The following is a 23,375-nucleotide window of genomic DNA, read 5'->3' as shown; positions in this document are numbered from 1 at the left end:
AGATATTTATCATAGAGATTACTTTTGGACTCAAAGCATAAATTTCACAGATTGAATAAAATTAAGCGTGTGATTAAAAATTGGTTGGGATAAAAAATGGAGAAACAGTTGATAGATAATGTTGCTTCTGATCGCTGGTTGCCTCTGCCGCTTGATTATTTATTAAAAGAGTATAATCCTACATCAGCAAGAGTAGTATCATTGTTGGTAGTATGGGTGTTTATTATAGCCATATCCATCGTTTCTGTAGTTTGGATATCTCCAACCGAATTTCTGTTATTCGAGGAAGACCAGACGACTATAAACCAGTTTTTTTTGTTTTATCCCCCATTAATACTGGGTACGTTACTACTGTTTTGGATGGGATTTGAATGGGGATTTATACCTCTTTTTTTATCTGGATTTGTTATCACTTTTTCGGCTTCAATAACCTATTACTGGGGACTGCTATTTGGGATTGCCTTTGTGTTGGGGTTAGCTATTTATGGACTGGCGTATTATTGCTTGCCGTTTGATCCTGCCTTACAGGATTTTAAGAGTATCGCATTTTTTGTAGTCATATCATTTTTCGCGGCTATTGCAAGTTCACTGGGATCATTTGTATGGAGCGACTTTTTTGGATTAAATGCGTTTGAAACCATAACTCTTTGGAAGGGATGGTGGACGGGTATGTTTTTACAATCAGTCTTTATTATTGGTCCTATTTTGTATTTGTTCACTCCTTTAGTGAGACGATTCCGCAAGAGAACTTTTCCTGATTTCCCATTGCCCAATGTTACGTTGGGATGGATTTACACTTCTATAGCAAGTGTTACCGTAGTGCTATTACTTTTTATTATTGCTGCTAAGATTTTAGGTACCGAAACATTGTATCAGCAAGTTAATGCACTGGAGGCCGGTGTTGGAGAAAGAATTATACAATCAAACGATTCCCTGGAGATTATTTCCTGGATATCTATCGGTTTGGTGCTTGTCTTAGGGACGGGGAGCACTTATCTGGTAGGAAGTTGGAATAAGAATCTCAAAGAAGAAGTGGATCGAAAGACTGATCAACTGATAAAGAGTCAAAAAAAGTTAGAAGAAGCGCTCGATGAACGTGATATCGTGCTGGATACGATTCATGACCGGGTACGCAATAATTTAACGATGGTATTAGCTTTGCTCGAGCTACAGCTAAAGGGGGAGGAGGAAAAATCAAATGATGAGATTTTAAAAGATTCCTATTCTCGGATTCGTTCACTGGCGTTAATCCATGAGACAATGGTGCAATCGCAAACCTTTGAGCAAGTGAACTTAAAAAGCTTTGCAATAAAACTTTCCAATCGGCTACAAAAATCGTTTGAAACTGCACAACAGCAGATCGAAGTATCAATGAATGCCAAAGATGTTGATATCCATATCGAGCGGGCCGTACCTCTTGCCATGATTTTGAATGAACTTATGGTAAATGCATTTATGCACGGCTTTACTGATCTGCCGAAGGGAGTGGTATTTGTAACGCTGGATATGAGAGATGATGAGCTTTTCTTGCAAGTAAGGGATAACGGTCATCCGCTACCGGATAATTTTGAAGAGGTAACGAAAGATACACTGGGTTTTAAGTTAATCCGCACGCTGGTTAAACAGCTACAGGGAGAGATTGAAATTGTCGATAAGAAAACATCAATGATTGAGATACGGGTTCCGCAGCAAACCGTGTAAAGGTAATATTATTGCATAGCAGTAAAGAACAAATACTTTAAGTAATCGTCAGGTAGCATGATATGCCACCTGACGAGATTACAAATCACTCGTTTTGTTGCTCTTCTTTTTCTTGCATTGCCGGTCTTTCCAGGTAGGGAAGCCCATCAGTAATCCATTCCGGAGCTTCTTTGCCAAGCAGATAATGTTCGTGCCATTCAAAGGCACGGGTGGCGTAATCAATTTGATTTTCTTCGCGCGCCAATCCATGATTTTCTCCTTCATATACGAGCATCACAAAAGGATTTTGCATGCGTCGCATTGTATTATATAGCTCCACACCCTGGTTAAAGTCGACGGCTCCGTCGTCGGTACCGAACTCAACCAGCAACGGCGTTTGGACGCCTTCCATATTAAAGATGGGAGAATTTTCTACGAATTTATCCCAGTCTTTCCACCAGGGTTCAGGAAATCGGCCTTGGCTCGTTTCAAAAATCTTGGCATCTGTGGTACCCGTATTCCAGTAGATCGAATTATACATGCTGATCATATTCGTAAGCGGGGCTCCTGCGACGGCAGAATTGAACAGGTTGGTCTGGGTGATAATAAAGGTGGTTTGATAAGCTCCCCAAGAGTGTCCCGTAAGTCCAATCTGTTCTTCATTGATCATGCCGGTGTTAATAACTTCTTCTACAGCTGGAACTACACTTTCAACCGCTGATACACCCGGATCGCTCAGTTCATAGGTGATATCCGGCTGAAAAACGAAATAGCCTTCCGAAGAGTAGCGACGAAAGTTATATGGACTTTTCTTTGACGGCGGACTGTAGCTATGCATCGTCTGTGATCGCTCTTCATAAATATAGGTAATCATCGGATAGGATTTATCGGGATCATAATCCGCCGGATAAAGCAAGCGTCCCTCGAGCTCTTTACCATTTTCGTTGGTAAAGGTAATCAGTTCATCGTCCGCCCAGTGATATTTATCTTGCTGCGGATTGGTGTACGTAAGTGCAATCGGATCATTAAAGTCATTATCAACATAGAAATAATCGGGAGAATCGGTAGCCGACTGTTTTTGATAAACGAAATTTTTTGTTGAATCGGCTTTGCCAAGACTGCTAAACATCTTGGAATCATAAATCAGTGTCTCGGCAGTTTGGTTGTCTTTGATACGAGCATATCCACGATCTTTGGTTTTATCACCGTACATAGAGAAGTAAATATTTTCATCAGGTGCTATCCCATCATTGTCATACTTAAAGCGAACTTGTCGGTAACGGATCTTGTCGTTGCTGCCTTCTGTAATTTTTTGGTAATTGCTGCCGTCCGCCCAAACCTTATAGGTATCATACCGATCATAAAGCAGCATCCAGGAATCGTCTTCTGACCATTCTCCCGTTCCGAACGGTCTACGGTGTTCGCGTCCATTTACGTTTGTATAATTCTCGAATCGTGTATCAATATCATTTGTTAAATTGCGATGTTTCTGATTTTCAATATCGTAGGTCCACCAGTTCTGATCTTTAAAATAGAGCAGGTATCTGCCATCGGGAGATGTGCGTACTTGCTCTTGACGCTCCAGAATTTGCTGGGATTCACCCGTGGTGACGTCTACTAAATAGACATCCCGCCAGTCTTCCTCAAATTGTGGTTCATAGGGATGCGGATCGTATGCTACGGCATGTTGCTGGTCACCTGTTAAATTAAGCTGATCAAACTGTTCGGTGCCGAGCCGGACAAAAGATTTCTCATCAAGATGCCAGGCCGATAGGTGGTTCTCTTCTTTGAGCTGATTGACCAACACCTCTTGTTTAGGCTGGATATCAGCATCTTGCCAGTGCCATACTTCTACGTTAGTGGGATCAAGATCATCCTTTGATTCAGCTTTTGTTGTGTCTGGCGTCGTAGCCTTTTCCCACTCTTTAATCCCAAAAAACAGGGTGTTACCATCCTCTGACCATTCCAGTGAGCGGTAATCAACAATACGAAAATCTTCTGGGAAAGCGTTGTTTTTCTGTTGATGAAATTCGAACCTTTGGGAGCTTCCATCGAGATTTTTGAATGCTAAAATACGGTGTGTGACATCCTCATAATCCTCGTGTTCTTTTGCTTTTAGAAATGCCAATGCATTTTCATCCTCATGCCAGCTTAGATCTTTATAGGTTGTTGTATCACTGTCCAGAACGGTAACTCGATTGGAAGGCAAGTCATAAAGATGCACGCCGTTTCCAAGTTTTTCATTCGAATCAAGAAGGACAGCCAGATGTGATCCGGTATCGTTAAAGGCATATTCCGAGACATTTCCAATCAACTGGTTTGTTCCCTGGGAAAGATCACGCAGGATCAGGTCAGCTCCATCGTTCTCGGTTTCTTCGGGCTTATATTTTTTCATAGCCAGGTATTTCCCGTCATCGGAAAAAGTATACTCCTGAATATTTTGAAAGGTATCTACATTGGTGGTTTCCAAATTCATGAGCCCCAATTTGAAGCGAACCTTCTTTTTCTGTTCTTTGAGCTGTTCTTTTTTATCCTCGGAGACCCCAATCAGAAAAGCGGCCCATTTGTTATTTTGAGAAAAGTCAACTCGTTCTCCATGCATAAATTTATGTTCATCGGTAGAGTCCGCCCCGACCTCCTTGATGATTAACCATCCATCGCCATCTTCCAGACTTATGTTATAAGAAAACCAGTTCCCGTCTGCAGAAAGATCAGTTGAAGAAATGTGTTGCCATTGGTCATAATCTTCAGGTTCGAGTTTTTGCTTTTGATCTTGGGCTGTAAGTGAATGGAAAGAGAAGAGAAAGGTTAGAAGCGAAAGTAAAAAAAGTTTTGAAAACCGCATTGTGATGACTTTTTGTTGAATGTTAAGGCTTTAACAGTACAAAAAATGATTCTTTATGGAAAACAGTTCTTGTTTACGATTTCATTATAAGTTTGTTATATCTATAAAGTTTTAAAGGGAAGGCAAATAAAAAGGAGTCCCGATCAAAGGACTCCTTTATTGTTTATAGCAATCAAAATCCCAGAGTAAAGGGATTGGGATGAAGCTGATAGTTATCAGTCATCCGTTATGTACATAGCAATCTAAACAGGATTCAAATCAACAATTAATCCATTATTTTGCGCAGGAACGCCGGTTGATCAGAATCAGTTTTGTCGATTCGCTCGCGACGATTATTGAGTAGTTCGTTACTTTTTTCCTGCTCGTCCTGCATTTCTTTTTCCTCTTTCTCATCATCGTTTAGGGGTCGCACGTTTTTAAGTCCACGTCGGTGGAATGCCGGCTGATCCATCTGCTTGAGATTTTTCTCACCTTTATAAAAAGGTTCATTCGTTGCAGAATACCGACTGTGCCCGGTAACATCACTGGCTTTTGGCATATCCAGTTCCTCATTGTCCGCTTTCTTTTGGGCCTTTTTCTTTTTCTCATTGGGAGCTACGCGGGCTTCTTTGTTACTTTCAGCCAGGTCAAATCCGGTGGCAATGACGGTGACCCGAAGCTCATCCTCAAAGCTTTCATCGAGCACCGTACCGAGAATTATCTCGGCGTCTTCGCCGGCTTCTTGCTGGATGATGCTGGTTGCCGTATTGGTTTCCTGCATTCCAAGGTTTGCTCCAGACGAAATATTAACCAATACATTGCGCGCACCGTTAATGCTTACGCCATCGAGTAGAGGCGAATTGATGGCTTCACGAGCCGCAATTTCAGCGCGATCTTCACCGGTTGCGTTGGCAGCCCCCATAATGGCAGCACCACCGTCGAGCATGGTTGTACGCACATCAGCAAAGTCAAGGTTGATGAGTCCGGGCATCAGGATAAGATCCGAAATACCGCGGGTAGCATTGTATAACACTTGATTAGCCTGCTCAAATGCTTCGAGCAAGGTGGTATCCTCATCGGCAATATCCATCAACCGCTCATTGGGAATCACAATTACGGTGTCGCTATTTTTCTTGAGTTCAGTAATACCCTCAAGGGCGTATTTCATCCGCTTGGGACCTTCACAGTCGAAGGGAGTAGTTACAATACCGACTGTTAAGATACCTTTGCGTTTGGCAATACCTGAAACTACAGGCGCGCCACCCGTCCCGGTTCCGCCACCCATGCCGGCCGTAACAAAAATCATATCGGCGCCTTCGATGGCTTCTTCAATTTCATGTCGATTTTCTTCCACGGCTTCCCTGCCAATTTCGGGGCGTGCCCCGGCACCAAGTCCATTGGTAAGGTTGGCACCCACCTGGATGGTAAGGTCAGCCATGCTGTTTTTTAGGGCCTGTGCATCAGTATTAAGAGCGATGTACTCTACACTGGTCAGGCCTTTTTCGATCATGTTGTTAACGGCATTACCTCCGCCGCCTCCAACACCTATCACTTTTATTTTCGCATTGTCTTGACCGTCGATGTCAAAACTAAAACGAGAGTTGAGGTTAGACATAATATTTACTCCTTTTTTAGATTGCTGTGTACTATTTATTGCTATTTGATTGCTATATATTTTTCTCTTTGAGACAGCAGATATGGCTGTCGGCATTTTTTTAAAGTTCTTTGAACCAGCTCTTCATCCGTTCAGCGATACGATTCATCACTTTCTCCACGCTCGAACCTTTGGTGGATGACGGAACAATAGCTTGGTTTGTAGGGCCGGAACCGGTTTTGATAGCATGCATTACCAGTCCCACACCCGTTGCATAAATTGGGTTATTGACTTCCTCAATAAGTCCGCCGCTGAGCCCGATCGGCTTGCCAATCTTGGCATCCATGCCGAGTATTTCGTTGGCTAGGGGACATATATTGTTTATTAGCGAACCGCCGCCGCTGAGTACGACCCCGGCGCTGAGATTGTCGGCGTAGCCGCTGCGTTTTACTTCAATGGCCACAATTTCCAGGATCTCTTCCATGCGAGCTTGGATAATTTTGCCAAGAATGCTTTTTGTAATTTCCTTCGGTGGACGTCCTGCAATGCCGGGCACGGTAATGGCTTCATCTTCTTCGATCAAATCTACATAGGCTTCGCCGTGCTCCCGTTTAAGCTTTTCTGCTTGGTCATCGAGCACACTTAATCCGACCCGGATATCATCAGTTACCTTTTTACCTGCAATGGCAATGACGGCCGTATGGCGAATCGTATTGTCCTGGAAAATAGCTACATCCGTAGTACCGCCACCAATATCCACCAGTACTACACCGGCTTCTTTTTCTTCTTCATCGAGTACGGAATAGGAAGAAGCAAGCGGCTCCAGAATAATATCGGCGACCTGGTAGCCGGCGCGTTCAACACATCGGTAAATGTTTTTGGCGGCCGAGACAAGTCCTGTAATGATGTGGACTTCGGCCTCCATGCGCATGCCGCTCATGCCCACAGGATCGCTGATGCCATCCTGTCCGTCAACAACGAACTCCTGTGGTATCACGTGGATAATTTGTTGGTCGGTCGGTAGCATAATGCGCTGACAATCTTCAAGCAGTCGCTCCACATCATCTACCGTAATTTCATTATCGCGGTTGTTGATGGTAATTACTCCTTTACTGCGCATACTGCGGATGTGGTCTCCGGCAATGCCAACGTTTACAGAATTAACTTCAATACCTGAAGCCAGCTGAGCTTGTTCAACAGCTGTTTGGATGGCATTTACCGTTTTGTCGATATTCACAACTACGCCGCGATTCAGTCCATCACTTGGTGCTTTACCTACTCCCAGGATATTTATTCTGTCCTGTGGATCGATAGATGCAACAATCGCGCATACTTTTGTAGTGCCAATATCCAGACCAACGACAATTCTATCTTCTTGTTCTTCCATAATGTTATCCACGTACTATTATGTGATTGATTAAACTCTTTTTTCTATGTCATCCTGAACTTGTTTCAGGATCTGTAATCATTCAATTTTCTGTTTTAGATGCTGAAACAAGTTCAGCATGACACTTTGCTTCAATATTATTTTTCACGCGTTACGATCTGTCCTTCAAACCTCAGATCGACTGAACGCATTTTTTCAATTCCTTCTTGTTTGATGACTTTGCCATAAAATGCTTCCCAGTTACGAAGTCGAGTAACAAAATCTCCTTCTCCAAAAATTAGTTTTACACCATTCTGATTCGTCAGGGCTACAATACCCTCATTAGACGAAGACCAAGCTATTTCACTTATCGTAGCATCGGCCACATCATTATTGCGAGCAGCTGTTAGAAAATCAGAAGCGGTTTTAAAAGCTTTGCTTTGCAGTGTATCCTGCATAGGCGTAGCGCTAAACCCATAGAGAATCGGTATATCAACAGTTTTTCCCGATACAATAGGTAGCTTGATTCCTTCATCGTCGATATAAATTTTCTTCTTATCATCTATTAAAAGGGCAACCGGCTGTCGTTCAGAAATACTGATATTCATAGTACCGCTTGGTTCTACACTGATATCAGCATGTTTGACATAAGGTAACTCCTCAAATCGATTTCTGATTTCCCCAAAATTTATGCTGTCGGGACTAATGCCTGTTGGAACTTCCACCAGTTGCAGATCTTGAACCGACACAAAATGGTTGCCTTCAAACTGAACCTCCTGCACCTTCATCGTTGAGTTCCAGTACAGCCCGGCCATAACTGCTAATCCCAGAACAAATACCGCACCGGCAATCCACGGCCAGGCGTTGCTGTTTTGAGATTCGTTATGTTGCTTGTTTTCAGTCATTTAGATGCTTTGAAGCTGTGTTAATATTTATTTCAATTTTGATATTCCTGCTTCCAATGCTTCTACAAATTCTTCGCCGTATTTATAAATGTCGCCGGCTCCCATGGTGATGACCACATCACCCGGTTCTACAATATCTTTTAGTTTCACCGGCAAGTCGTTTTTATCTTCTACATAATGCACTTTTCGATGCCCGTACTCTTTTGCTACATCAGCAATAAGTTTGCCGGTTACGCCTTCAATGGGTTCTTCGCGGGATGGATAAACATCGGTGATGACACATACTTCTGCATCGAAAAATGAGAGTCCAAATTCCTTGTAAAGTTCTTGGGTCCGCGAAAACAGATGTGGCTGAAAAACGGCTACAATGCGACGATCTTTCCATCCTTTTCGTGCTGCATTAAGTGTAGCCTGTACTTCTGTGGGATGATGTGCGTAATCATCAATTACCATTACGCCGTCTTTTTCTGTTTTTAATTGGAAACGGCGGAACACCCCTTCAAACCGTTCAAGTCCGGATTTTATATCCTCAAAATCAATGTCCAGCTCAAGTCCTACAGCTACAGCAGCCAGCGCATTTTTTACATTGTGTTCACCGGGAGCCTGTAGATTAATCTTACCGAGTTCTTCCCCTTCATTGATAACCGTAAATCTACTATTAAAGTGATCGACCTCAATATCAACAGCACGTATTTGTGCCTGGGGTGTTAATCCATAAGTAGTGGTGCGGCGTTCAATCTCGGGAATGATACTTCGTACATTGGGATCATCCAGACAAAGCACCACGGCGCCGTAAAACGGAACCTTATTGGCAAATTCTATAAAAGCTTCTTTCACATCTTGGAGGCTGTCATAAATATCCAGATGTTCGGCCTCGATGTTGGTGATAACGCCTAAGCTCGGAGTAAGTCGTAAAAATGTTCGATCGAACTCATCTGCTTCAACAACAATAATATCGCCCTTTCCAACCACGGCGTTTGTTTCGGAAAAACTGTGCACTTTGCCGCCTACCATGATGGTAGGATCAAAGCTGCCATCCTGTATAACGTGTCCAATCATGGTTGTGGTGGTCGTTTTGCCGTGAGTACCGGCCACACCTACGCCGTATTTCATACGCATGAGTTCGGCCAGCATTTCGGCGCGTTTAATTACCGGGATTCCCTGACCGAGGGCGGCGCTGGTTTCAATATTTTCTTCAGCTTTTACCGCGCTGGTGTACACAACCACATCTGCTCCTTCTATATTTTTTGCATCGTGCCCGATAGATATTTCGGCTCCAAGTTCCTGCAGTCGTTCAATAGTTTCCCCCATATTGGCATCCGAACCGGTAATGTGATATCCTTTTTGGAGCAATATCTCGGCCATGCCGCTCATGCCAATTCCACCGATACCTACCATATGAATATGGCGGGTTCGACCGAAAATAGGTTGTGTTTGTATTTGCTTACTCATTTTATATTTATTTTATCTCGAACATGTCATGCTCAACTTGTTTCAGCATCTATTCAACAGGATTATTTAGATCCTGAAATAAATTCAGGTGACACTAATTTTGTTTTTTATTACGGACCAATTTTATTATTTCAGTTGCTATTTCTTCGGCAGCATTTGGTTGTGCTAAGTTTTTAGCTGCTTTGCTCATTTCTTTAAGTCGCTGTTCATCATCAATAATTTCCTGAACAGCATTCGGCAGTCTTTTTACCAACTGGTCATCAGTCACTAATTTTGCAGCACCGTTATCAACCATAGATCGTGCATTTTTAGTTTGATGGTCACCGGCAACATTAGGTGATGGTACGAGAATGCTCGGTTTTCCAGTTAGAGCGAGTTCCGAACAGGAGAGAGCTCCTGCTCGACTTATCACTAAATCGGCAGCCGCATAAGCAGCTGGCATATCATGGATAAAATCTTTAAGCCTCAAATGTTCAAAGTTCTGTGGTTTTGTATCACTGCGGAGCTTGTCATAATAGCGCTTTCCACATTGCCAGATGATTTGAAGTCCCAAGTCGTTGTGCAGTGTTTTAATATGTTTCTGCATTGCCTGGTTGATTTTTCTCGCACCTCCGCTTCCGCCGAGTATCAACAGCGTTTTCTTATTGTTGCTAAAGTTAAATGCTTGCAATGCTTCTTTGCGGTTGGTCCGACCCAGCGATTTTCTCGTGGGATTACCGGCCAGTTGCGTTTTTTCATTTGGGAAATACTTTTCGGCATCACCAAAAGCAGTAAAAATGAGTTCTGCATTTTTAGCCAGCATGCGGTTGGTTATCCCCGGGAAGCTATTTTGCTCCTGGATGACAAGAGGAATACTCATTTTTGTTGCCACCCATCCTACCGGCCCGGCAACATATCCTCCGCATGAAATTACTACATCAGGATTAAACTTTTTGATGATAAATAAGCTCTGAGCAATGCTTGTTGCCAGTTTTACAGGAAATAACAGGTTCTTAATTGTAAATCGTCGGTGAAATCCACTGATCCAGATACTGGTAATATCATATTCTGCCTTGGATACGGTTTCCCATTCCATGTGACTTTTCGTACCAACAAAAAGTATTTCAGTATTGGCAGAGGAATCCCGTAGCGCATCGGCGATGGCGATGGCCGGGTATACATGACCGCCAGTACCTCCGGCTGCTATGAGCACTTTTACTTTGCCCATAGCAGCGGAGTCTGGTTTGTCCTGTGATGATATGTCCTTTGTTACAGCACTATGCATAAAACACTGCTTTTTTACTGCTATCGTATTTTGAAATATTCATGAGGATACCAATCATAATTCCGGCGAAAAGAATATTGGTTCCGCCATAGCTCACAAAGGGCATCGGTAGTCCTGTAACCGGAAGTAACCCGCTGGCAACGCCGGCATTAATAAATCCGTAAAGGACAATCGTAAGAGTACAGCCTACAGCAATGAGCATTCCCATGATATCCGGGGCATTTTTAGCGATTTTTGCAATACCTCGAAATAGAATGACTGTAAATAATAGTATGACCAGTCCAGACCCTAATAGGCCGTATTCTTCAGCGATGATCGCAAAGATGAAATCATTGTAGGGTGCCGGGAGAAAATTGCGCTGTGTGCTTTTGCCAATACCTACGCCGAATAGTTCGCCCTTTGCAATAGCAATATGGGCCTGTTGCGCCTGGTATCCTTCTTCGATATTAAATTTGGTGCTGTTTATTTCTACAACTTGGTCCACGTATTGATCGATGCGGCTCTGTCGCTCAGGAGATTGCCAAATGAGAACACCGCCCCCCATAATGCCGATCAGTATCAGCGTACTTAGCTGCATCATACTAATACGTCCGACAAACATGACCAGTAGGGACAGAGAAAACAGCAAGGCCGCAGTGCTAAAGTCTTCGATACCGATAAGGCCGCAGGTAATAACCACCCAAAACATGATGGGTAGAAAAGCTCGTTTAAAATCTTTTATGTATTCCTGCTTTTGCTCTAAAAGCACAGAAATGTGAATGAGTAGTGCCGGTATTGCAAACGACGCCGGCTGGAATGAAACACCGCCAATACTTAGTGATCGTTTGGCACCGAATACTTCATTCCCGAATACCATGACGGCAATTAGCAGTATCCAGCTAAATACTACGCCCAACCGGCTAAACCTGGCCAGGAGGTGATAGTCAATTTTCGAAACAATGAGCATGGCCAGAAAAGCGATACCCACTTTTACCGCATGACCTGCAACAAGATTGCCGGCCGTAGTATGTTTGGTCTCGGCAAAAAAGGCGATGGATGAGTACACTGCCAGAACACCAAATATCATCAATAGAATTACTGATACCAGCAGGATACGGTCACTCCCTTGCTTGGGGGTATCAATGTCATCTGTACTGGTGCCCAGTATGGATGATATGTTTTTATTTGGCGTTGTGTATAACATAATTTTTGTTTTTCAGTCTTCAGCTTTCAGCTATCTGATGATATATAGATAGCTGAAAACTCAAGGCTGAGTTGTTAAAGTCGATTTACTGCTTTTTTGAATTCGTTTCCTCGATGTTCGTAATTGTCGTACATATCGAAAGAGGAGCATGCCGGGCTCAGTAAAACTACTTCGCCGCGCTTGGCTACCTCCTTGGCCGATCGTACTGCGTGATTCATATCCTCAGCAGTTTTAAAATTAGGAACGACCGATTTTAGCTGCTCTTCGATCATTGGTTGAGCTTCTCCCATTGCAATAATCGTGTGGACTTTCTCTTGGATTTGATTGACTAACTCTGAGTAATCATTTCCTTTATCACGTCCGCCCAAGATGATGGTCATAGGAACATCAAAACTATCCAGGGCATACCACACTGCATTGATATTAGTTGCCTTACTGTCGTTAATGTATTTTACTCCGTTGACCTTGCGCACCAGTTCAAGGCGGTGTTCTACACCTTCAAAAGTACGCAGGCTTTCACGGATGACATCACTTTTAATTTCGGAAGCACGAGCGGCAAGAGCCGTAGCAAGTCCATTGCTTAAATTATGCTTACCGGAAAGTTTAACATCACGAGTTGGCATTAGTACCTCTTCTTGTTTATTTATTTTTAAAATGATGTTTTGATTTCGAATAAAAGCTCCATCTGTTTCTGAAAGATCTTCGCTGGTTGAAAAGGGCAGAAGCCGAGGAGCATCTTCTTTTTTTTTAAGCGAATCTATATGCTTGGCAATTGTTGGATCATCATAATTGTAGATGAACCAGTCTTCACCAGTTTGGTTTTCTATAATTCGAAATTTTGATTTTGCATAGCTTGAAAAATTATGATTATATCGATCCAGATGGTCCGCCGTAATATTTAGCAACACACTTATATTCGGGTGGAAGGTATCTATATGATCCAGCTGAAAACTGCTGACTTCCAATAGGGCTTCGCTGTTTTCTGATGTTTGGTCTACTTTATCAGAAAAGGCGTATCCGATATTACCACCGGTTATATGGTCGCGCCCGGCTTTTTCCCAAGTATGATCCAGCCAATTTGTTACCGTTGTTTTTCCGTTGCTTCCGGTTACCGCCACAATCGGACTTTTATTAAACCAGCTGGCTATTTCGATTTCCGAATACACTTCTTTATCACTATTTAAATACTTTTGCACCAAGGGTGCTTCGGTTGGTACACCGGGACTGATGGCTAAAAAAGATGCCCCTTCTGCTTTACTCGTATGTCCGTTTTCTTCAAAATCGATGCCCAGTGTATTTAGTTTTTTCTTTACAGATTCGTCAATGGTACCGTGATCGGTCACAAATACTTCGGCTCCTTTTCGCTTTAATAGCGATGCCACAGCCAGCCCGCTTCGGGCGGCTCCCACAACAACGATATGTTTGTTAGCAACTTCTCTCATCGCAGCTTGAGGGTTAAGAGGCTTAGAATTCCAAGAAGCACGGCAATAATCCAAAAGCGAATTACAATTTTGGATTCAGGTAGTCCTTTTTTCTCAAAGTGATGGTGGATCGGAGTCATTAAAAAGACTCGTTTCCCCTCACCGAATTTTCGTTTTGTATATTTGAAATAGGTTGTCTGGATAATTACTGAAACGGTTTCTACAAAAAATATTCCACAGATAATAGGCAGTAACAGTTCTTTGTGCAGCATAAGAGCCAGGGCTCCAAAAGACCCGCCCAGCGCTAACGAACCGGTATCTCCCATAAACACGGAGGCGGGATGAGCATTGTACCACAGAAATCCCATGCAGGCCCCCACCAATGATGCCGCGAATATGGTTAACTCTCCGGCTCCCGGCAGGTAGATGATATCGAGGAAATCTGAGAAATCGGTTCGGCCGGATACATAAGCAAAAATGCCGAGAATTAGTCCGGCAATAGCCGATGTTCCTGCTGCAAGGCCATCAAGACCGTCGGTTAGGTTCACGGCGTTGCTTACAGCTGTTATTACGAAAATGACCATTGGGATATAAATGACCCAGCCGAGTGCTTCTCCCAATACGGCGTAATCAATGTTTACATTCTTTAGGAATGGCACAGTGGACAGCGTATTGAATTCCTGAAACTCCGGCCAAAAGTAGAGCGTAAGCCCGAGTAATAAGCCTACAGTAACCTGTCCGGCTACTTTGAGTCTTCCGCTTAGACCTGACTTATCCTTTTTAACTACCTTGATATAGTCATCAGCAAAGCCGACTACGCCCAGAATGAACGTAACGAGGATAATCATCCAGGTATAAATGCTATCCATCTTCATCCAAAAAACTGCCGGAATAAGAATGGCCAGAAGGATTATCAGTCCACCCATAGTAGGGGTGTGTGCTTTGCCGAGGTGTGTATCCAGTCCAATATCTTCGCGGATAACTTCGCGCAGCTGCATCTTTTCGAGCCATTCAATAATACGTCGGCCAATCATCACGCTGATAAACAGAGCCATGGCTGCGGCAATAGCCGCCCGCGTAGTGATAAATTCAAATGCGCCAAAGCCGGGCGGCTGATAGTTAACTTCTAACCAATGTAAGAGTTCGTATAGCATTAGGTATCCTCATTTTTAGGATTCACCTTTCTGTTACCTAATGCTGCCTGGGCAATAGCACGGTCGTCAAAATCGTGACGTTTATCTGCAACTTCTTGATAGGTTTCGTGCCCTTTGCCGGCAATTAAAATCATGGTATTGACGTCCGCGTCCTTAATGGCTTGTTCAATAGCTTCTTTGCGATCTGTAATTCGTGTGATGGATTCTGGATTGTCAAATCCCTGCATTATGTCATCGATGATAGCATCGGGATCTTCGTTACGAGGATTATCGGACGTGACGGTAACGTTATCGCCATACGATTCAGCAATTTCTGCCATTTTCGGTCGCTTTGTTTTATCACGATTGCCACCGCATCCAAAAACAATATGCAACGTTCGGCCTTTGGTTTTGATGTCAGCCAGTGTTGAGGCCACATTTTCGAGGGCATCGGGGGTGTGAGCATAATCCACCAATACTACAGGATTACCGTCTTTGCCCGAACCTTCAACGCGTTCCAGTCTGCCGGCGGCTCCGGTAGAAGTTTCCAATGCATTTTTCACTTCTTCATTTTGATATCCCATCGAACGACAAATCAAAAAGGCTTGACTCAAATTATAGGCGTTGAAAGTACCCACTAACGGGCTTTCAATCATAACTTTGCCAATGCGGACTACCAATCCATTCATCGTATTTGAAAGCACCTGACAATCAACTTCAAGGGCCTTATTAAAGCTGAAGTCAATGACGGAGGCCGGGCAGTCCATCACAATAAAACTGGCATAATCGTCATCCCCATTAATAACAGCCGTTGCATCGGGATTAAGATTATCGAATAATTTCTTTTTTGATTTCGCATATGATTCCAGATCATCGTGATAGTCAAGATGGTCGTGGCTTAGATTGGTGAATGCGGCAATCTGAAAATCGACACCATGAACCCGTTGCTGGTCGAGTGCATGCGATGAAACCTCCATCACCAAGTGAGTTGATCCAGACTCAACCATTTGAGCCATATCGCTGGCTAATTCAATGGGATCTGAAGTCGTAAGTTTGCTTTCCATCTCTTGGTCACCGATGCGTTTTGCAATCGTTCCCAACAGGGATGGCTTGGCTCCCAGTTTTTGTAGTGCTTGATAAACCAGGTTGGCAACCGTTGTTTTACCATTGGTTCCGGTTATACCGATGAGCGTCAACTTATTAGCAGGATTGTCATAAAATGCCTGTGCTAACGGGCCAATCAGTGAACGCGTATCCGGAACTTCAACAACGCATACGTCATCATCAGAATAAAATGGGTCTTCACAAATAATTACAGAAGCGCCATTGGCAATGGCATCATCAATAAAGGAGTGCCCGTCAACCTGGAACCCTTTAATAGCAATAAACACATCGCCCGCTTCTACCTTTCGGGAATCCTGACGGAGCATACCGATGCTATTCGGCTCCGGTCCGGAGACGTCGATCGGTTTACAAAGCGATATAAGCTTATCGAATGTCACTCGGTTGATTTATTTGCTGTTAGCGATTCCAGTGGTTTTGCTTTGCCGCGGATGGTTACGGTACGTCCCTGTTTCATCATATCACCGGGACGGGGAAACTGCCTGTATATTGTTCCGGAGCCAATTTTTTGAGTTTCGAAACCGCGGTTATTTAGCAGTACCATTGCTTTGCGCATACTCATTCCACCCACATCAGGAATCAGAGAATATCCATCGGGTAACTCCTGTACTTCTGTTTCAGCAATGGTGTTAGATAGCGTTAATTCAATTTCATCGTCTGGTGTTAATTCAGTTCCGCTTGCGGGAGTTTGGTTTGTAATCCAATCGCCATTGCCCTGTAATTTGTAAGGCAATTGTTGTTTTTGTAGCAGTGCTTTGGCATCGTTCTTTGTCAACCCTTTTAGGTTGGGAGCAAAAGCCCAAACGTCATCTTCTTGTTCTTTTTGCAGTATGTGCTTTTCAATTTCATTATCCAGCCCGGCAATGCGGTTGGCGGTTTCTCTGAAAATGGGTCCCGCCGTAACACCACCGTATGGGGGATAGGTATCGGGGTCATCAAGCACAATAAGGCATACGTATTTAGGGTCATCTGCCGGAAATACACCCACAAACGAGGATCGATATTCGTTACGATATTGACCATTGATATACTTTTGGGCCGTACCGGTTTTACCTACAATCGAAAGTCCGTCGACCTGAGCGTATTCAGCGGTTCCCGAATCGGAAACAACATCCTTGAAAATGGGATACAGTTTGTTAATGGTAGACTCCTTGGCAATTTTTCGTACGGGTATTTTGTTCGTTTGCTGAACAATTTCGTCTTGGCCATTTGTAATCTTTTCTACCAAATAGGGACGCATCATTGTTCCTTCGTTGGCAAAGGCAGCATATGCTTGTGCAATCTGAATGGGGGTAGCTTGTACTTCGTATCCAATTGACATCCAGGGCAGCGTAACCTGACTCCACTCGTACGGTTTCGGGAGTCGTCCGCTCTCTTCGTTTGGGAGATCAATATTAGTGAGAGTGCCAAATCCCAGATTTCGTGCATATTGGTAGAATGCGTCTTTTGACAGGCGCATAGCGATTTGGGCCGTGGCCACGTTTGATGATTTTTGAATCACCTCGGGGAACGAAAGGGTTCCCATTGGTTCGTGGTCGCGCATCCATTGCCCGTGTATCAATGTTTTGCCGTCTTCGGGGGTTTCAAACTGCTCATCGAACTGTACCTTCTCTTGCTCGACGGCCGCTATGGATGTGACGAGCTTAAAAGTAGAGCCGGGTTCGATCATATCCGAGATCGCAAAGTTCCTGCGGTTCGTACTGTTAAGGGAGGCAGGATTATTGGGATTGAATGTGGGATAATTAGCCATCGCTTTAATGGCTCCTGTTTGGGGATCCATAACAATAGCGGAACCGCTGGTGGATCTGGTTTTGTCAATCCCGGCTTTAAGTTCTTCTTCTACAATAGCTTGAATGTGAGAATCAATGGTTGTATGCAGCGAATGCCCTTGCTGTGGTTGCTTTCGAGGTGCGCCCAAATAGGCATAGATGTGTCCGTTGCGATCGCGTCGAACTTGCTGTACGCCATCTTCACCACGAAGCTGATTATCATATTCTTTTTCAAGGCCCGTCATGCCATTAAGGTCGTGATTTACAAATCCAAGGGTATGGGCTGCTAATGTTCCAAAATTGTACATTCGCTTATATTCCTCTTCCAGGATGACGCCCCGAATATTGAGTTGGCGCAGCGCCTCGTGGGCTTCGGTATCAATGCTTTTATTTAAAACAACATATCGTGACCGGTTGGGAGCTTTCCTAATTTTTTGTTGATAAAATCGTGAAGGTTTACCGGTGTATTTAGCCAGCGTATCACAAATTTGACCAATTTGTGTATTGGTCAGCCCTTCAATTTTAGGATCGATGGCCGCCTTAAATACTACGTTATTCGTCGCAAGCAAGCTGCCATCTTGGTCGTAGATATTACCCCGCTGTGCAGGTATGGATATATAATCAATAGCCTGTTCGTTCCAGAGATTGCGTAGCTCATCACCCTCTATAAAATTGACGCGAAAAAGCTGCAGTCCTATGGCAAAAGGTATCAATAGTACCAGGCCAAAGGCCATAAACATCCGATTTAATATGGCAGAACGAGTATTTTTCATCTACTTTTCCACCTCAATTACTTTTTCAGCTGGTCCGCCATTAATGAAGCCTGCTTCTTGAGCATTTTCATAAATTTCGGCCGGACCAATCATTCGATCGTAAATAAGTTTGTAGTCGGTATGCATTCGATGAACGCGATTATATTCGGCTTCAAGCTGATTGACCTCGCGCAGCAGCTGCTGGGTAGCAAATACGTGATTGAGGTAAACGATACCCAATGCTCCCAAGACGATAGCTCCAACAATTACTTTCCAGGGTTTCAGCTTGGGAAAAGATATGCCCTTTTTCTTTTTTGCTGATCCATTGGTTCGTTTATTGCCGTTACTTCCGTTAATAAGGATGCGGTTGGAGGAACGAGACGATTTTTTATTATTAGATCGCCTGTTCTTTTTTACTTTGTCTTTTTTCATCGGAGATTTTATAAGCATATCAACTCACCTCCGGTTCTTCTATTTTCTGGGCAACACGCATTTTTGCGCTGCGTGCCGCAGAATTTTTTTCGATCTCTTCTTCTGTGGGACGAATGATACCGCCGGAAATTTCTTCTATGGGAGTGAGCGGATTGCCGTAAAAATCCTTTTCAATTTTTCCCTCGTGATTGCCTGCTTTAAAGAATCTCTTGACGATGCGGTCTTCCAGCGAGTGATAGCTGATGGCGACAATGCGTCCATCCATTTTTAGTACCTCAAGCGATTGCTCAAGCACCTTGCGCAGCATATCCAGCTCGCGGTTAACTTCGATTCGGATTCCTTGAAAAACTCGGGCCACACTTTTTATTTGGTATTGGCCTTTTACCACGGCTTCAACGGCATTGCGCAGTTCGGTGGTCGTTTCAATCGGTCGTCTGTCTATAATTTCACTGGCAATTTTTCGACTGTTACGCTCCTCTCCATAGTGGTAAATGATATCACGCAGATCTTCGTAGGAGTATTCGTTCACCACCTGGTATGCTGTAATACCACGGAGGTTGCTCATGCGCATATCGAGCGGACCTTCTTTTTGGAACGTAAATCCGCGCTCGGCTTCTTTTATTTGATGTGTTGAGAGTCCCAAATCAAGAAGGATTCCGGCTACCTCCCCATGGAGTTCTGGGGGTAATAGCCTGGAGAGGTAACCGAAATTGCCTTTTATGGAAGAAAATCGCTTGTCGTCGCCGATGCGTTCATTTGCTGCTGCAAGGGCTTCGTCATCTTGGTCAATACCAATAAGTTGAGCGTCGTCATTTAGGTGAGATAACAATGCCAGGCTGTGTCCACCACCGCCAAGTGTAGCATCGATATAGATCCCGCTGGGATCCGTAATAAGGTATTCTACGGATTCTTCCAGCAGTACCGGCTGATGCTCATGATATGTATCATTGTTCATCATTATGGTTATCATCGTCACCCATCACGCGCTCAAAAAGTTCTTGGTACGATTCGAAGTCAAGGCCAGAATCGATTTCATTCAGTTTCTCGGGCGACCATATTTCGATACGTTCGCCGCTACCGATAAAAATGGCTTTGCCATCAATGCCAGCCCAATCTGTTAATTGTGAAGGGAGAGGAATGCGATTCTGATTATCGAGGTTCACATCTTCGGCAAAACGCAGGAAATTGCGCTTAACCGTGCGCCCCTCTTTGGTAAAGCTGTTGATTTGGGAGAGCTGATTCTCTACTTTCTGCCACTCATCCTCTGGGTACAGATAAAGGCAGGGTTCAAGACCTCTTAAAATAGTAAAACGCTCTTGGGCCTGGGGGTTGAGAGCTTTACGCAGTTTAGCCGGGAAGCTAACGCGTCCTTTATTATCAACACTATGTTCGTATTGACCCTTGAAACTTGGCATATGGTCCCCAGAATTAACAGCAAATATTATCGAATTCGACAAGTGGATTTAGAACTCCCACATTCTCCCACTTCACCCCACAATGTACCCCTAAAGGATGTAATTTGTCAAGCACTTATTGCAGAAAGATGTAGAAATTGGTATGGCTGGATATCATATAGTGTATGATAGATGGGAAAAGTGTCCTTATTTATATATAAAGGCACTTTTATAAGTATAATCGGGTCAAGATATTAAAGTGTTAGAAAATGGGGAAAGTGTGGTAGAGTGTGGTAGGGATTTGGAAAAATGTAAACTTTCGAGTGGCATGGACTAAAAGCCTGGTAGAGTTTTGCCTCCCATTGAAATTTCAGCTATCCTTATCGACTCTATATTTGAACACCTAAAAAATACTGTTTGCGATATGCTAAGATTTAAAACCTCTTTTTCTGCTGTCCTTTTGGTGGTCTCTTTCATCATGTTGAGCTGTTCGTCTCAGCAGTCCGTAATGCAGCAGGATGCTACCCGGGAATCTGTTTCTGAATCCGAAAAAAACGAGATAGTTTCTGTTAAGGATTACAAGCGGGCCGAAAAATTCTTGTGGCAGAATACTCATGATAAAGTATTGAATGATGTTTCAGGGCAGAATTGGAGCTCCGGTGTTCTTGTCTATAATATTCAGACTGATGAGGGAACCAAGTATTACAGGGCTAATCCCGAATCCGGGGAAAAGAAGTTGGCGTTTGATCATCAGCGATTGGCCGATACGTTGTCAAATAATATAGACCGGAGTGTTGATCCGGAAACCCTATCACTGCAGTCTATTTCTTATGATGAAGATGCAAACGCTTATACCTACCGCATGAATGGAAAACGGTTTGAGACTGATTTATCATCTTATGAAACCGAGGAGTTGCCGCAGACTAAAAAAGACAACGAAATCCTTTCACCCGACGGGGAAAAGGCGGTGTATATCAAAGATCATAATTTGTGGATGCGCAATACCAAAACCGATGAACATACGCAGCTCACAACCGACGGGAAAGAATATTATGGCTACGCCACCAATAATGCCGGTTGGTATAGAAATGATCGCCCGGTGTTGTTGTGGGGACCAAACTCTGAAAAGATAGCTACTTTCAGGCACGACAGCCGCGGCGTAGGAGAGATGTATCTCTATAATACGAAAGTAGGACACTCTGATTTAAAGCGATGGAAGTATCCGCTACCCGGTGACAGTACGGTGTTCAAAATTGAGCGTATAGTTGTTCATGCTGATGAAGAAGATCCCAAAGTGGTTGATTTGGATATGGAGCCTGATTTTCACCGCTCCACCATTTCTGATCATATTGCCGACTGGGACGGACGGTTTTTGGATAACGCGTGGAGTGCTGATGGTTCGGAGCTGTTTTTTGTATCCTCATCCCGCGATCACAAAGTTGCCCAACTTCGTGAAGCCGATCCTGAGACCGGTGAAGTGCGCGATATACTGAAGGAGGAAGTCGATACCTATTTTGAATCGGGATATAGCGAGGAAAGCTGGACGGTGCTTGAAGAATCCAATGAGGTGATCTGGTTCTCGGAGCGCGACAACTGGGGCCATCTCTATTTATATGACTTGGAGAGCGGTGAGATGAAACGGCAAATAACAGAAGGCGATTGGCGCGTGCTCGATCTGCATTACGTGGATGAGGAAAACCGCACGATCTATTTTACGGGATCGAATCGAGAGGAGGGAAATCCCTATTACTACTATTTATATAAGGTGAATTTAGATGGTTCGGAGTTGACGAATCTGACGCCCAAAAATGCGCATCACCAGATAACGTGGTCGGACAATAGAAAATATTTTACCGATATATATTCAACCGTTGACTTGCCACCGGTTTCAGTGGTACGAAATTTAAAGGGCGAAATCGTTATGGAGCTGGAAGAAGCTGACATCAACAAGTTAGAAGAAATGGGCTGGCAAGCGCCTGAGCAGTTTACCGTAAAAGCCCGTGACGATGAAACAGACCTGTATGGATTGATGTATAAGCCGACTAATTTTGATTCGACCAAAACCTATCCCGTATTGAATTATTTGTACCCGGGCCCCCAATCGGGCAGTATTCGATCATTTGGGTTTAGGGCTTCGCGATCGGACAAGCAGTCACTGGCCGAATTGGGTTTTATTGTTGTTGAAGTAAATGCCATGGGCACGCCCGGTCGAACCAAGTCGTTCCATGATGCCTATTACGGTGATATGGGAGATAATGGACTCCCGGATCAAATAGCTACAATCAGGCAGTTGGCCGATCGCCATTCTTGGATAGATACTACGCGCGTAGGAATCTGGGGACACTCAGGTGGAGGATTTGCTTCAACGCGTGCTATACTGGAGTATCCCGATTTTTATAAAGTTGCGGTTTCTGGCGCGGGTAATCATGATAACCGAAATTATGAGGCCGACTGGGGTGAGAAATGGCACGGGCTTTTAGAAAAGAAAGAGAATATAGATAAAGATGAGCTTGGTCTGTATGAGCAGGGCGATAATTATGATAAACAGGCCAATCAGCTGTTGGCTGAAAATCTTGAAGGAAAACTGTTAATTGCCCATGGATTAATGGACGATAACGTTCCGCCTACGAATACGCTGCTTATGGTCGATGCCCTGATCAAAGCGGATAAAGATTTTGACCTGATGGTGTTTCCCAACGCAAGTCACGGTTTTGGCAATTCGCGGTACTTTATGAATATGCGATGGGATTATTTTGTAAAGCATTTAAAAGGGATATCCCCTCCGGAAGAATTTAATTTTGATGATAATATCCGGTAGCCAAAACACCTACGATTCAATCGTATAGGTGATGAGCGTGGATGTTTATCACAGATAGATACCGAACAAAAAAGCCATCAATATAAAAAGGGACTGATCTTCCGATCAGTCCCTTTACTTTTACAGAGTTGACTACCCCAATAGCCACTCCATCATACAAATGTAATTAGCTGCTGTAGATATTTATATATAGACAGTTACGTTGTTCAGTAATTCTCAATGAATATTTAAATCTTCCTACTCTTGTGAACGGGTTACTCACTTTT

General features: G+C 43.7%; 16 protein-coding genes. 2 read left to right on the top strand and 14 right to left on the bottom strand.

Translation table 11 applies throughout. The features are described 5' to 3' along the window. Positions 1 to 96: 96 nt before the first annotated feature. Positions 97 to 1,701: a sensor histidine kinase gene (locus ACQ4LT_RS06640; RefSeq protein ID WP_445665248.1), complete on the top strand. Its 1,605-nt coding sequence runs from the start codon at positions 97 to 99 to the stop codon at positions 1,699 to 1,701. A gap of 85 nt (positions 1,702 to 1,786) precedes the next feature. Here the strand turns inward: ACQ4LT_RS06640 and ACQ4LT_RS06635 are convergent, their stop codons facing one another. The 14 genes from ACQ4LT_RS06635 to mraZ form a co-directional block, all read right to left on the bottom strand. Further along, positions 1,787 to 4,525 carry a prolyl oligopeptidase family serine peptidase gene (locus tag ACQ4LT_RS06635; protein WP_445665247.1) on the bottom strand — a complete coding sequence of 913 codons (2,739 nt, stop codon included), beginning with the start codon at positions 4,523 to 4,525 and terminating at the stop codon, positions 1,787 to 1,789. A gap of 265 nt (positions 4,526 to 4,790) precedes the next feature. Beyond that, positions 4,791 to 6,119 carry a cell division protein FtsZ gene (ftsZ, locus tag ACQ4LT_RS06630; protein WP_445665246.1) on the bottom strand — a complete coding sequence of 443 codons (1,329 nt, stop codon included), beginning with the start codon at positions 6,117 to 6,119 and terminating at the stop codon, positions 4,791 to 4,793. A gap of 100 nt (positions 6,120 to 6,219) precedes the next feature. Further along, the gene (gene ftsA / locus ACQ4LT_RS06625; protein ID WP_445665245.1) at positions 6,220 to 7,485 is read right to left on the bottom strand and encodes a cell division protein FtsA; all 1,266 of its coding nucleotides are present in this window, start codon (positions 7,483 to 7,485) and stop codon (positions 6,220 to 6,222) included. 137 nt (positions 7,486 to 7,622) lie between these two features. After that, positions 7,623 to 8,369: a cell division protein FtsQ/DivIB gene (locus ACQ4LT_RS06620; RefSeq protein ID WP_445665244.1), complete on the bottom strand. Its 747-nt coding sequence runs from the start codon at positions 8,367 to 8,369 to the stop codon at positions 7,623 to 7,625. A gap of 27 nt (positions 8,370 to 8,396) precedes the next feature. Further along, positions 8,397 to 9,794 (bottom strand): UDP-N-acetylmuramate--L-alanine ligase, encoded by a 1,398-nt coding sequence (murC, locus tag ACQ4LT_RS06615; protein WP_445665529.1) that lies wholly within the window; start codon positions 9,792 to 9,794, stop codon positions 8,397 to 8,399. 121 nt (positions 9,795 to 9,915) lie between these two features. After that, the gene (gene murG, locus ACQ4LT_RS06610) at positions 9,916 to 11,028 is read right to left on the bottom strand and encodes an undecaprenyldiphospho-muramoylpentapeptide beta-N-acetylglucosaminyltransferase (protein WP_445665243.1); all 1,113 of its coding nucleotides are present in this window, start codon (positions 11,026 to 11,028) and stop codon (positions 9,916 to 9,918) included. A gap of 49 nt (positions 11,029 to 11,077) precedes the next feature. Next, positions 11,078 to 12,268: an FtsW/RodA/SpoVE family cell cycle protein gene (locus tag ACQ4LT_RS06605; protein WP_445665242.1), complete on the bottom strand. Its 1,191-nt coding sequence runs from the start codon at positions 12,266 to 12,268 to the stop codon at positions 11,078 to 11,080. 74 nt (positions 12,269 to 12,342) lie between these two features. Next, positions 12,343 to 13,710, bottom strand: a complete 1,368-nt coding sequence (gene murD / locus ACQ4LT_RS06600; RefSeq protein ID WP_445665241.1) for a UDP-N-acetylmuramoyl-L-alanine--D-glutamate ligase — start codon at positions 13,708 to 13,710, stop codon at positions 12,343 to 12,345. After that, on the bottom strand, positions 13,707 to 14,843 hold the full coding sequence (gene mraY / locus ACQ4LT_RS06595) for a phospho-N-acetylmuramoyl-pentapeptide-transferase (protein ID WP_445665240.1): 1,137 nt from the start codon (positions 14,841 to 14,843) through the stop codon (positions 13,707 to 13,709). The genes murD and mraY overlap by 4 nt, the downstream gene beginning before the upstream one ends. Further along, positions 14,843 to 16,324, bottom strand: a complete 1,482-nt coding sequence (locus tag ACQ4LT_RS06590) for a UDP-N-acetylmuramoyl-L-alanyl-D-glutamate--2,6-diaminopimelate ligase (protein ID WP_445665239.1) — start codon at positions 16,322 to 16,324, stop codon at positions 14,843 to 14,845. Before ACQ4LT_RS06590 ends, mraY begins: the two co-directional genes overlap by 1 nt. After that, positions 16,321 to 18,486 (bottom strand): penicillin-binding transpeptidase domain-containing protein, encoded by a 2,166-nt coding sequence (locus ACQ4LT_RS06585; RefSeq protein ID WP_445665238.1) that lies wholly within the window; start codon positions 18,484 to 18,486, stop codon positions 16,321 to 16,323. The genes ACQ4LT_RS06590 and ACQ4LT_RS06585 overlap by 4 nt, the downstream gene beginning before the upstream one ends. Next, positions 18,487 to 18,897, bottom strand: a complete 411-nt coding sequence (locus ACQ4LT_RS06580) for a hypothetical protein (RefSeq protein ID WP_445665237.1) — start codon at positions 18,895 to 18,897, stop codon at positions 18,487 to 18,489. 19 nt (positions 18,898 to 18,916) lie between these two features. Beyond that, complete coding sequence (rsmH, locus tag ACQ4LT_RS06575) at positions 18,917 to 19,855, bottom strand: 16S rRNA (cytosine(1402)-N(4))-methyltransferase RsmH (protein ID WP_445665236.1); 939 nt, start codon at positions 19,853 to 19,855, stop codon at positions 18,917 to 18,919. After that, complete coding sequence (mraZ, locus tag ACQ4LT_RS06570; RefSeq protein ID WP_445665235.1) at positions 19,842 to 20,312, bottom strand: division/cell wall cluster transcriptional repressor MraZ; 471 nt, start codon at positions 20,310 to 20,312, stop codon at positions 19,842 to 19,844. Before mraZ ends, rsmH begins: the two co-directional genes overlap by 14 nt. Before the next feature lie 403 nt (positions 20,313 to 20,715). Between mraZ and ACQ4LT_RS06565 the strand changes: the two genes are divergently transcribed. Further along, complete coding sequence (locus ACQ4LT_RS06565) at positions 20,716 to 23,109, top strand: DPP IV N-terminal domain-containing protein (RefSeq protein ID WP_445665234.1); 2,394 nt, start codon at positions 20,716 to 20,718, stop codon at positions 23,107 to 23,109. Positions 23,110 to 23,375 lie beyond the last annotated feature (266 nt).

This window comes from Fodinibius sp. AD559 (assembly GCF_052712805.1).
The sequence above is the reverse complement of the archived record's forward strand: the minus strand, read 5'-3'. Positions and strand labels throughout refer to the sequence as shown.

Excerpts from the sequence above, each read along its gene's own strand:
- ACQ4LT_RS06640 (WP_445665248.1), top strand. The coding sequence starts at position 97 with ATGGAGAAACAGTTGATAGATAATGTTGCTTCTGATCGCTGGTTGCCT.
- ACQ4LT_RS06635 (WP_445665247.1), bottom strand. The coding sequence starts at position 4,525 with ATGCGGTTTTCAAAACTTTTTTTACTTTCGCTTCTAACCTTTCTCTTC.
- ftsZ (WP_445665246.1), bottom strand. The coding sequence starts at position 6,119 with ATGTCTAACCTCAACTCTCGTTTTAGTTTTGACATCGACGGTCAAGAC.
- ftsA (WP_445665245.1), bottom strand. The coding sequence starts at position 7,485 with ATGGAAGAACAAGAAGATAGAATTGTCGTTGGTCTGGATATTGGCACT.
- ACQ4LT_RS06620 (WP_445665244.1), bottom strand. The coding sequence starts at position 8,369 with ATGACTGAAAACAAGCAACATAACGAATCTCAAAACAGCAACGCCTGG.
- murG (WP_445665243.1), bottom strand. The coding sequence starts at position 11,028 with ATGGGCAAAGTAAAAGTGCTCATAGCAGCCGGAGGTACTGGCGGTCAT.
- ACQ4LT_RS06605 (WP_445665242.1), bottom strand. The coding sequence starts at position 12,268 with ATGTTATACACAACGCCAAATAAAAACATATCATCCATACTGGGCACC.
- murD (WP_445665241.1), bottom strand. The coding sequence starts at position 13,710 with ATGAGAGAAGTTGCTAACAAACATATCGTTGTTGTGGGAGCCGCCCGA.
- mraY (WP_445665240.1), bottom strand. The coding sequence starts at position 14,843 with ATGCTATACGAACTCTTACATTGGTTAGAAGTTAACTATCAGCCGCCC.
- ACQ4LT_RS06585 (WP_445665238.1), bottom strand. The coding sequence starts at position 18,486 with ATGAAAAATACTCGTTCTGCCATATTAAATCGGATGTTTATGGCCTTT.
- ACQ4LT_RS06580 (WP_445665237.1), bottom strand. The coding sequence starts at position 18,897 with ATGAAAAAAGACAAAGTAAAAAAGAACAGGCGATCTAATAATAAAAAA.
- rsmH (WP_445665236.1), bottom strand. The coding sequence starts at position 19,855 with ATGATGAACAATGATACATATCATGAGCATCAGCCGGTACTGCTGGAA.
- mraZ (WP_445665235.1), bottom strand. The coding sequence starts at position 20,312 with ATGCCAAGTTTCAAGGGTCAATACGAACATAGTGTTGATAATAAAGGA.
- ACQ4LT_RS06565 (WP_445665234.1), top strand. The coding sequence starts at position 20,716 with ATGCTAAGATTTAAAACCTCTTTTTCTGCTGTCCTTTTGGTGGTCTCT.